General features: G+C 57.6%; 10 protein-coding genes and 2 pseudogenes. 4 read left to right on the forward strand and 8 right to left on the reverse strand.

Features of this window, described 5'->3' with window-relative positions; translation table 11 throughout:
- Positions 1-339 precede the first annotated feature (339 nt).
- The 3 genes from HV796_RS46145 to HV796_RS46150 form a co-directional block, all read right to left on the reverse strand.
- Positions 340-780, reverse strand: a complete 441-nt coding sequence (locus HV796_RS46145; RefSeq protein WP_175233007.1) for a four-helix bundle copper-binding protein — start codon at positions 778-780, stop codon at positions 340-342.
- A gap of 361 nt (positions 781-1,141) precedes the next feature.
- Positions 1,142-1,408 carry a transposase gene (locus tag HV796_RS44715; RefSeq protein ID WP_377694375.1) on the reverse strand — a complete coding sequence of 89 codons (267 nt, stop codon included), beginning with the start codon at positions 1,406-1,408 and terminating at the stop codon, positions 1,142-1,144.
- Complete coding sequence (locus HV796_RS46150; protein ID WP_175233011.1) at positions 1,342-1,554, reverse strand: transposase; 213 nt, start codon at positions 1,552-1,554, stop codon at positions 1,342-1,344. The genes HV796_RS44715 and HV796_RS46150 overlap by 67 nt, the downstream gene beginning before the upstream one ends.
- A 25-nt stretch (positions 1,555-1,579) precedes the next feature.
- On the opposite strand from HV796_RS46150, the pseudogene HV796_RS38250 reads away from it, so the two are divergent.
- The 3 genes and pseudogenes from HV796_RS38250 to HV796_RS43565 all read left to right on the forward strand — a co-directional run.
- Positions 1,580-2,002: pseudogene (locus tag HV796_RS38250) on the forward strand (transposase); the annotation flags it as partial.
- Positions 2,003-2,714: 712 nt separating this feature from the next.
- Positions 2,715-3,179 (forward strand): DJ-1/PfpI family protein, encoded by a 465-nt coding sequence (locus HV796_RS43560; protein ID WP_217478137.1) that lies wholly within the window; start codon positions 2,715-2,717, stop codon positions 3,177-3,179.
- Positions 3,180-3,200: 21 nt separating this feature from the next.
- The gene (locus tag HV796_RS43565) at positions 3,201-3,365 is read left to right on the forward strand and encodes a type 1 glutamine amidotransferase family protein (protein WP_217478139.1); all 165 of its coding nucleotides are present in this window, start codon (positions 3,201-3,203) and stop codon (positions 3,363-3,365) included.
- Positions 3,366-3,921: 556 nt separating this feature from the next.
- Here HV796_RS43565 and HV796_RS38260 read toward each other — a convergent pair.
- From HV796_RS38260 to HV796_RS38280, 5 genes are all read right to left on the reverse strand, one after another.
- Positions 3,922-4,209, reverse strand: coding sequence for a hypothetical protein (locus HV796_RS38260; protein ID WP_175233008.1), 288 nt, complete (start codon positions 4,207-4,209; stop codon positions 3,922-3,924).
- A 724-nt stretch (positions 4,210-4,933) separates the two neighbouring features.
- Entirely contained in the window at positions 4,934-5,413 is a 480-nt protein-coding gene (locus HV796_RS38265) for a thioredoxin domain-containing protein (protein ID WP_175233012.1), read from the reverse strand.
- Positions 5,414-5,419: 6 nt separating this feature from the next.
- Positions 5,420-6,682: a sialidase family protein gene (locus HV796_RS38270; protein ID WP_377694372.1), complete on the reverse strand. Its 1,263-nt coding sequence runs from the start codon at positions 6,680-6,682 to the stop codon at positions 5,420-5,422.
- A gap of 40 nt (positions 6,683-6,722) precedes the next feature.
- Complete coding sequence (locus tag HV796_RS38275) at positions 6,723-9,107, reverse strand: TonB-dependent receptor (RefSeq protein WP_175233009.1); 2,385 nt, start codon at positions 9,105-9,107, stop codon at positions 6,723-6,725.
- Between the two features lie 99 nt (positions 9,108-9,206).
- The gene (locus tag HV796_RS38280) at positions 9,207-9,554 is read right to left on the reverse strand and encodes a DUF2946 domain-containing protein (protein WP_175233010.1); all 348 of its coding nucleotides are present in this window, start codon (positions 9,552-9,554) and stop codon (positions 9,207-9,209) included.
- Positions 9,555-9,920: 366 nt separating this feature from the next.
- Between HV796_RS38280 and HV796_RS44720 the strand changes: the two are divergent.
- A pseudogene (locus HV796_RS44720) lies at positions 9,921-10,243 on the forward strand (hypothetical protein); the annotation flags it as partial.

Below are 10,243 nucleotides of genomic sequence, written 5' to 3' on the forward strand. Positions count from 1 at the left end.
AAGGCATTCCTTTCAGAAATGGCATCCCGGTGATCGACAGCACACCGGTTCAGCAATCGCTCGCCGCCTGATGAACCTGCTCACCGCGTACACCAGATTTGACAATTGCTCTGCCAGCACATCGCGCTACTGACATTGACGAGTTACTCCCTCATTGCTGGACTCCCGCAGTTGACTGAGCTCAGCTAGCCAGCTCGCGCGCCCATGCCTTCCCCGGGCGTCGTCTGAACGAGCAGATTTGATTTCATTCGCGACGGATACCATGCACACAGGCGATGCGGCATGCGCGGTCTGGACGCTCGCCAATTGGGGCAAGCTTCGATATGCAAACTCGTGCCGTCAGACCCCAAACTCTCGACACGCTTTGACGCACGCGCGACACGACTCCATGCACGCCTTGCATGGTTCGTGCTTGTCCGCATGCTTCTCGCAGCTCTGTTCACAGTCGTTGCAGGCGTTCGTTGCGACCTTGACAAGATCAGGAACATAGTGGGAGTCTTGGTTAGCGAGTCCTTGCAACGCGGTGCAAAGAGTGAGCATTTGCGACACACTTTTGCTGCATGCGGCAAACTCTGTGTTGCCACTTGCCATGAGATCCAAGCAATGTCTCATACAGACCTGTCCAGTCGAGACGCACGATGCGGCTGCCTTGGCCAAGGTCGTATAGCGTCCACCGTCATGCAGCATATGAGTGCCCTCTTCGGCAGAGGCTCGCCCCGCGAGCGCTAACGCCGAAAGGGCGAGCATCCCGCTACCCAATAGTGCTTCACGTCTGTCCATCGGTATCTCCCATAAAACTTGCTCACTAACGATTAATAAAATTAATTAAAATATATAAACCATCAAATAGTTGGATCGAAATTATAGAAAACAAGAAAATTTAGATTGAAAATTTATCTATGTGTGCAGCTATTAAAGGCGTAAAAAATGAGGCGTGCGGCGTCGGCGAACAAGCTCCGCAATCCATTTGCGCAGGTCTAGGTCACTCATTTGACGGGAATGGATCACTTCGCTTCACTAACGGCTGCTCCAAAACGTTTGAACCTTTCGACAAACGGAAAAGTAACGCCATGTGATTGAGTCCGTTAATATAATGAATTATAAATTGTGAAATCAATATTGCGTTTTCATGTTCAGGCGATCACGGTTCACACCTTCCGTCGGCGCTGGTCAACCTCAGGGTGAGAGAGCCACGACGCTGAGGAGCCAGCGGCAGGTAGCGAGCCTGGTGGTCCAGGTGGCGATTGGCAGCGACACGTAAGTGCGGATGTGTTTGACGCTCGGGCAGTACATACAGCAGGAAGCGGCGGATGAATTCGCTGGCCTCAAGCGTCATGGTCTTCATCGCGGCGGGGTGTTTATAGTTTTCCCACCGGAAGGTGACGTGGGCGTCGTTGAGGCTGACCAGCCGGTGGGTCGGAGATGGCCACGCTGCGGGGTGTAGCGGCCCAGATAGTCGAGTACGTGCAGGGCGTCGCCGAAGGGACGCTTCGCAACTACGACCCACCCGGCTTGTGCGGCCGGCGCGAGAAAGGTGGCGAACGCTTGGAGGATCTATCAGTCGTTTTGTGGGCGAGGCATATCACGAGGAAGTAAAGATCATGGATATGCCAATGAAGAAGAACCGCCCGAAGCCCTGCTGGACGAACTGGTCAAGGGGCCGATGACGCCGGCCGAGGTGCGGAGTCTGATGCTGGTGTTTAACAAGGGGCTCATCGAACGAGCGATGAGCGCCGAGATGAACCTGCATCTGGGTATGCGCCGGGCCAGTCTAAACCAGCCGGTGAGGCCGACGAGTGCAATGGCGTCGGTGGCAAGACGGTCATCACCGATGACGGCGCCGTCCGGGTTGAGGTGTCACGCGACCGAGACGGCAGCTTTGAGCCGATCCTGATCCCCAAACACGAACGCCGCTACACCGGCGTCGACGAGCGCATTATCGCGATGTACGCGCGTGGCATGAGCGCGCGAGATCCAGGCCTTTCTGCCGTCGCCGGGTGGCAAGGGCGGAATCTCTCACCGCGACCGATCTGTCATCAAATGACGCCGGGGCCGAGGCCAAGCGCGCGTGACTGGCTAGAATGTTTGCACGTACGCCGTGACGAACTGGCCATTGATCGTGCCTGACTGGTTCTGGTACAAAATCCTGTTATAAGGGACTCGCGCAAAATTAATAGTCGTCACCCAAACCAAAATCCCCCGACTGCTAGCGCCAAGATTGCGGCCATTATGATTCAGCTTGTTGTGCATATAAGTCGTCGAATTTTCAGTGACATTCGACGCAAAAGTGGATGCATCTTTGGTATACGATGCAAGTATCCATGCATATAACCGAATGGACTTAATGGCACAAATACTGTTTGGTGAGGAGAAGGGCTTGCTTCATCAAACAGCGCTTTGACTTTAAAAAACAACAGGCGCCGACGGATATTTTCTGGAATATTGGCCAAAACTTCCTCCAAGGAAACCGGATCATTTTCCGAAATGGAGTATCGCCAGCTCAGTACTGTCCATGATAACAGCGACCGGAATGCGGGTCCTCTCAGTCACGGTAATCGAATAAATAACCGGTCATGAACTGACAGCCACCGTTCTTTCACCGCTGCTAGCATTGTCCTGCTGAGGGGCCAACGCCTTACGGATAGAGCGAAGTCTGTTGGGACGGCCGCGCTGCTTCGACTCACCGTCCCGCAATTCTCATGAGGTATCCAAGCATGAGCGATAAGGCCCAGGAAGCTTCTTCGGAGAAGCAGGCGAAGTCGGTAAAAGAGGACACATATATTACGGCATCGTTATATTTCGCGGTTTCGAGGTACTCGATGTCTATGGTGCGATGGAAATGTGGGGGGCTTCCCGCTTATGAGGTAGTGACGGTCTCTGAACATGGCGGTGTGGTGAAGTCGGTGCAGGGCGTGGCAACGGTCGCGACCTATTCGTTCGAAGCCGCGCCGCAATTCGACGTTTTGATGGTTTGCTGTGGCGCCGGGACGCGGAGGGAGGTCAGTAATGCCACCATGCTCTCTTTCCTGCAAAACCTGGACCGGGGAACAGCGTGGACGACATCGGTCTGCACAGGCTCGGCGCTCCTCGCTGTGGCTGGAATTTTGGATGGCGTTAAGGCGACAACCAACAAGCTCGCTTATGATTGGGTTACCAGCTTGAACGAAAACGTGCTCTGACAGGACCGCGCGCGCTGGGTCGTGGATGACAAATACGTCACTTCATCGGGCGTGTCAGCCGGGATCGACATGGCGCTCGCGGTTGTCGAACTGATCCACGGCCGCTCCGTCGCTGAGGGCCTCGCCTTTGTGTCCGAGTACGTCTGGAACGACAATGCAGACAACGACCCCTTCGCAGTCAATTGATTGCGTGTTTCACTCTTCTAATTTTAATGTGTATCGGCTGAGCGGGAGAATTTCTAGGAGTCTGACCGACCGGTCTTAGGATCGTTCATGTGTACGGCCTCGTTGCGACCCACCTCAAAAAGACTTTCTGCATGATTTCACATCCCACGCTCCGTTCTACGTCTTACATTTCGCTTCTATTAATTCACGATATAATCGTATCGAATATTTATAAATCTGATTCAGCATTGTCAGCGCATGACGTCCCGTGGATTTTTGATTAATTATCCGACTGTAAATGGGGCTGCAAGAGTGTGACGACGACATCGGCCATATCCTTGCGAACCGGTTCCGGACAGCGGTTCCCAGCGATCATTATGGCCGGGACCGGCAGCGCCAAAACGATTTCTGCCAAGTTCAGTGAGGTGCGTTACTCCGCGTCATCCAGACGTTTGATCAGTAGGTGACAGCCCCAGGCTTGCGTAACGACCTGTTCATGGCCGGGCAGACTGCACAGCTGATGCTGCGGTTCGCCGCATAGTGTTTAGTGGGTATAGCTGGCATGTCCAATCCTCGATTACAATGCGCCGGTTCGCAGCGGATAGCCCTGGGAACTCCATTTGAACGGGTGTGCCGCCTGATTATGCTCGCGGATAAGTTGCCCGGTGCACTCGCGCAGGTGCACAGTGCTGGTATGGCTGCGATCTGATTGACCCAGTCGCGTGCAGCGGCGTGAAGTGAAAGTGCGCTGCTTGCCATGTCGTGCGTTAAACGTGTGCCATAGGGCCTGGGCGCGATGCGTGTTCAGGTTGTCCCAAACCACGTGCACCTGCTTGCCCGGGTACGGAGCAGCCACACGCTCCATGAAGGCCACCAGATCGTCTTGGGTACGCCGCCACGGCACTCTGCCAGCACCTGTCCAGTATGCACATCCAGCGAGGCAATCAATGCTTGGGTGACGTGGCGGAGATATTCAAACTCCCGGCGACGCAGCCGCCGTGCCGCTGGCGCACGCCCCGGATGCTTGCGCTCGATGGTCTGAATGCCGTTTCTTCCCGTCGATGTGGAGCACCAGCGCGTTTTTGGGCGCCTTGCGATAAAGCCTTGCAAAAAAGCGGAGCGGGACTGTATAGCCATTTCCTGATCCGGCGCGGGCGCACGTCGCCGGGCAGCAAGAGATCCGCTGAACATGGCTAGGACTGGTCTGTTCGGTGATGCCGCGCGCGATTGCGCGCGCCGCAATCTCGTCGAACGTCGGCGTGCTCCGTCCGTGCGGTTCCTACGCCTCGCACGTCAACGCAATCAATTGCAGTCGCATTCCTGCGTAATGCGTGGCGGACGGCCACTGCGCTCATCTTCACGAATGCCCTGTGCGCCTTGCCGCGTAATACGCGCATTTACGTACGTAAGGTTGCCGGACAGCGTGAGTTCCGTGATCGGCACGTTGTCCTGCGAACCGGCGATTTCAGCACCTGTCCCTCGGTCTTGCCGACGTTCCGCGTGACCGATACACGCGTCGCGAAACCGGACACCATTGATGCCTTCGAGATTAGCGCATTCAACACATATTCGTCGAACATCGATAACCGCTAACGGCGCCACGCGTCGAGCATGCCGGCCGGAAGCAAACCGCTGTGCGCCTGCCGTGTGCCATGGGTATCGATCAGCATCGTGCGCGGCAGCTCGCCGCGCCACTCTGGATCGACCGCCCGACGCAGCTTTTCCGGAATCGCTTCGGCGTTCGCATACTGGACGGTTTGCGGCGGCAGCCGCATCGTCGCGAGCGCCCGCGTCAGCGCCGCTACGTTAATGTCGAACGGATCCATCGCGATCATTGTCAGGCGCACGTCCTGGTGCTGCTTCTGCCATGCGGCGATCCGCGTGACGTTCTCGCGGCAGTAGCTGCAATCGAGCGACCAGATCTCAACGATCTGCGGCGTGCCGGCCGCCGGCGCAAGCGCGTGTGCGACATCGACTGCGACGAGCGGCTGCAGATCTTCGGCGCGTGAATGCGGAGCTGCTGTAATGGTGACCACCAGCACGGCCGTCGACACAATCAGGTGTTTCAGTATCATTTACTTCTCCACATCCGCTGGCAGCAACATGTATCCTTCTCCTTGCGTTCGCCACGAGAGGTACACGCGGCCCGCGTCCTTGAGCAGTTGCGGGTTGTCGGCGCCGCCCGCGGTCCGGGCAAGCATGCGCGGCGAGCTCCAGTGCTGTCCTTTGTCGTCGGAGTGACGCACTAGCACGCGCACGCTGTCGCCGTCGAAGTCCTTCCATGCGAGCCACAGCGTGCCGCCGTTTTCGAGCAACGCCGCGTGCGACGCCTGCTCATCGGGTTTGCCAGTCACACCGAATGCCCACGGCAAGCCGATCGACGAACCGTCCGCCGAGAGCCGTGAATAATAGGCGTCGGCCCGTCCATGGACGACGCCGAACCACGCCATATGACGCACGCCGTCGCGCGTGATTGCAAGTGCCGGGCCATGCTCGGGACACGCTTCGACATGCCAGTTGGAAAACGTCGCGCGCTCGGGCACGATAATTTGATCGGAATCCGCGGGCAACACAGCGAGTGCGTGATCGCGGATCTGGCCGGGAAACACATTGCGCCACATCGCCTGAACGTGCCCTCCATGGTCGAGTGCCAGTGCGATCCGGCAGCATTCGCAGGTGTGGTCGGTGATCTTGCGCTCCCGCGCAAACGACTGGCCGCCGTCGGTCGATACCGCGTAGTAGACTGCCGCGCCGTCATACGGTTTGCCGTTGCGCTTCTCGACCACCATGTCGCGTTTGTCAATCCACGCGACGAAGACGCGCCCTCGTCCATCGACGATTAGCGAATCGAACCGATGCGTGATCGGGCGACGATCGTGATGCACGGTAACTGGCACGGTCCACGTCGCGCCGCCGTCGGTCGAGCGCGAAAAGCGGACCATGCCAGTGTACGGCTGATCGAGCGGCATCGACCATGTCACGTAAATCGTGTGTGAATCGGGACTCGCCGCGATTTTCGGCCGGTTCTCCGCGCTCGTGTAGATCGGCTCCGGCATTGCGTTCACCACCACCGGCGCGGACAACGTTTGGCCGCGGTTGTCCGAATGAGCGACGACGACATGTTTCCCTTCAACCCACGCGATCCATAGCCGGTGGTTGGCATCGAACGCGGCACCCGTTGCGAGCCGAACCTTCGCGGCGTTGCCGGACACGCCCATGTGTGTGACATGCGCGGACGCGGCAGCGGGGTCACTGGCGTGTGCGACGTCGTCGGCGTACGCCGCACAGGACGATGCGCACGCGACAAGTAACATCAGCAGTTTCTTCAGAGCGGTCATTTATGTTCTCAATAGAACGAGCGGCCACGACATGCCGTCGTTACAGATGCAGCCGACCTTCGACATAGAAGGTACGGCCTGGATACGGGTGAAAAACGTAGTAGCGCTCGTCGAAGATGTTGTCGACGCCCACACCGATCTCGCTCTGCTTCGTCGGCCGGAATGTGAATTTCGCGTCCGCGACCACGTAGGTGCTCGTGCCGCCGAATACGTCCGGATTCGTATCGGTATTGGTCAGCGTGTTGTACTGCCGGCCCGAGTAGCGCACGGCAAGTGTGAATGCCGAGCGCGCATCGAACCGGTAGCTCCCGGCGACGTTTGCCCGCCACAGCGGAATCCGGTAGAAATACTTGCCTACTGTCGCGGGGTTCTGCGTGTTGGCCAGAATCTTCGACTGCGTATAGGCCGCGCTGGCGATCATGTCGAGGCCGTGCAAAAACACGTCCTGCCCCTGATAGCTGACTTCGACGCCGCGCGAGCGTACCTTGCCGATGTTCTGGAAGTTCGTCACGTTCGGGATCACGGTGGTATCGGTCTGGCTGAAAATGGTGTTCCTCACGTCGTCCTGAAACAGGGATAGGCGGAACAGGCCGTTCAAGTGCGCCCATTCGGCCGTCAGCTCTTTTGACAGGTCGTCCTCCGGCTGCAGGTTCGGATTGTTGTTGATGATCGACACGCCATTAGTCTGCCCCTGGAACAGCTCGCCGACCGTTGGAAACCGATATGCCCGCGCAATCGACGCGTGCAGCGTTAGGTCGTCGGTCGCATCGAACGATAGCGACGCCTTCGGCGAAAGGTGATGCTGGTCTGCGCCTGGATATGGCACGGTCGACGCCCCGAGCGCCTGGAAACCGTCATAGGCATGCCAGTCCTCGTAGCGCAGGCCATAGACGAACTTCCAGCGCGCCAGAAAACGCCAGGCGTCCTGTGCATAGGCAGCTTGCGTCTGGGTGCGGCCCCGGAACGCATTCGCGAATGCCCCCGCGACGCCGTTACGCCACGCCAACGTGTTGTACGTTTCGTTGTCGAGGAAGTAGTTGTCGTAGTGGTAGCCGAACGTCAGCGCGTGATCCGCAAGGCCCGCCTCTCTTTGCGCGGGCGTGTATGTTGTCTTGAGGTCAAGCGTCTTCCAGCCCGTACCGGCACCAAACGTGATCAGACCTGGGCCGTTGCCCGGCCCGCCTGCGTTTGCGGTGCGCACCACGTTGTTCGACACGTCGTAGTATGAAGCGATCGCCTCGCCGTTCCAACCAGTCGCGTTGTGTGTTTTTAACCAAGCGCCGTACAGCCAGTTCTCACTATTGCCGAGACTCGGCGCGAGCGCTGCAGCCGGAATGTTGTACTCGAATCCATTGATTGCCACCCGGCCGCCATACACCGGATTGCTGTTTGTGTCGCGCAGGAACGTCAAGGTCTCGCTGTTATAGGTCTGATGCCAGTAGCCCAGTGTGACCCCCCCCTGCATCGTGGGCGTGAAGTCGTACTGCATCTTCACTTTCAGCTGATCTTGGATCGTGCGTTCGATCCCTTCGGTGCTCATGCCGAGCACCGCGGTCGGCGCATTGGTCTGGTTGTTGTAGAAGTACGCCCCCGTGACTGGTGTGTCACCGGCCTTGGCGGGTGTGGTCGATTGTGCGAGCGTCGCGAATTGCAACGGCTGACTGGAATTTTCGAGGTGATTGGCACCAACGAAAAACGAGAACTTGTCGATGCGGTCACCGACGGTCGCGCTCGATTCGGTGCCGCTGAAGTTGCGATTGACGCCGAACAGGTCGAAATGCTGTGTGAATGCCTTGAGGTCTGCGCTCGCCTCGAATTTCGTCGGCATACGCGTCGTGATCAGCACGGTTGCTCCCAGCGAATTGCCCGGATAGAGAGCAGAGTACGGACCGTAGATCACGTCGACCTGCTGGATTTCGTCGGGAAACACCATCGACCAGCGCGGCGGGAACGAGTAGTTATTCCCCAGCAGATTCGACAGCAGCAGCCCGTCCGCGTAGACAAGGCCGCGAGCGCTCTGCACGTTGCTTGTGCCGCGCACCGCGATGATCGAATTCGGGTCGCCGATAAAGCGCTTGCGCACCGCCAGGTTCGGCAGGTATTTGAGCACGTCCTCGGTGTTGACTACGTTCCAGTTCTGGAACTGGTCACGCGTGACCGTTTCGGTCGACGCCGGCAGATTCGGACCGACGACCGGGCGATAAGCGCCTGCACCACTCGCAGTGACAGTGACCGCTGGCAACATGTTCGTCTCATGATCTGTGCTGTTCTGCGCCGCAGAGGATGCGGCGACAGGGGCAGCGGAAACGCCAGCCGAGTCTGCAGCAGCGGGCGGAATGCAAAGCGCGAGTGGCAGAAGGCGGAAGGCGGTGCGGCGCACGTGCGAGCGCGCGACGTCGAGCCCGCGTAAAGCGAAGGACGGCATGTGTTTTTCCCTGTGTGTGTTGATGAACAGTCGCGATGAATAGCCACATGCGCGCCTTAAAATGGGCGCGGATATGCGGCATGCGGCGGCTAACAACGGTCAGGAAATCGTGGGAGGGTCCCTCGGGCGACCAGACGGGAAGGGGCCAATCAGGACGAAGCGTGTGGACAGCACGATGGTTGCGGCGACCACCGACAACAGAAGAACCGGTTCAACGACTGTCGGGATAGGCGGCAGCGCCGCGTGAGTCGCGAGCAGGTCGCAGTAGCCGCAAGCTGACAATGCGTCGCTCGCGTGATGTGTACCCGTGCCCGCCTTCATCTCATGCATTGTGGAACACGGCGTGGCTGATGACACCAGTTGGCTCACGACCGGCACGAAGACGACGAGACACATGGCGACCACACCAAGCCATACGCACAGTCGTCGACGGACGTGAAAAGTCATGAGCGAGTCGGGTGGATAGCAACCGTTAACGTGTGAAGTTCCAACATCACCGCTTAAAGCACGCTAAGCCTCTGTTTCTGTATCCATTCTGGAAATGTGATGGACCGGTTATCGATAGATATTTTCACTTTAAGTCCCGGATTCAAATCCTAGGATGAGGCATCCTTGCTAGGCATTAGGCTAGCGTTGCGTAATGAGCTGGTCAATAAAATGTTATTTGACGTAGTAAATATTAATAAGGCGGACGTAAATTCGGTTATTTTATATATGGGCATGAATTTTATTTTTGTGCGTTTTAAATTTATTTGATTTGGTTTCGTAATTCTTTGAATTTTTATAAAAATTAATAATGCAGATGTGATCACCGTGCTCGGAGATTACTCCCCGATCGTCCCGGCGGAACTCCAACAGTCACATGCCGTCGATTTGCAAGGACAGGTTGTTGTATGCAAACAGCTCTGACGCTCAGATGTACTTCGGTATTTCGCCACGCTGCACCCGTGTGTAACCGGCATGGCGGCGTGCGGCTCCTCGCATTGCTGGGGCCGCGAACTCACAAAGCCCGGACATACGGTTCGACTGATCGCCCCCGCAATTCGTCCGCCCTTACGTCAGGAGCAACAAGACCGACGCGGCCGACCCTGAAGCAATCTGCGAGGCAATAACACGACCGCACATGCGCTTTGTAC

Source organism: Paraburkholderia humisilvae, assembly GCF_902859855.1.
Taxonomy (GTDB): Bacteria; Pseudomonadota; Gammaproteobacteria; order Burkholderiales; family Burkholderiaceae; genus Paraburkholderia; species Paraburkholderia humisilvae.

What these genes read in the sequence shown, in the direction of transcription:
- HV796_RS46145 (WP_175233007.1), bottom strand. Translation starts at nt 780, where the DNA reads ATGGACAGACGTGAAGCACTATTGGGTAGCGGGATGCTCGCCCTTTCG.
- HV796_RS43560 (WP_217478137.1), top strand. Translation starts at nt 2,715, where the DNA reads ATGAGCGATAAGGCCCAGGAAGCTTCTTCGGAGAAGCAGGCGAAGTCG.
- HV796_RS38260 (WP_175233008.1), bottom strand. Translation starts at nt 4,209, where the DNA reads ATGGAGCGTGTGGCTGCTCCGTACCCGGGCAAGCAGGTGCACGTGGTT.
- HV796_RS38270 (WP_377694372.1), bottom strand. Translation starts at nt 6,682, where the DNA reads ATGACCGCTCTGAAGAAACTGCTGATGTTACTTGTCGCGTGCGCATCG.
- HV796_RS38275 (WP_175233009.1), bottom strand. Translation starts at nt 9,107, where the DNA reads ATGCCGTCCTTCGCTTTACGCGGGCTCGACGTCGCGCGCTCGCACGTG.
- HV796_RS38280 (WP_175233010.1), bottom strand. Translation starts at nt 9,554, where the DNA reads ATGACTTTTCACGTCCGTCGACGACTGTGCGTATGGCTTGGTGTGGTC.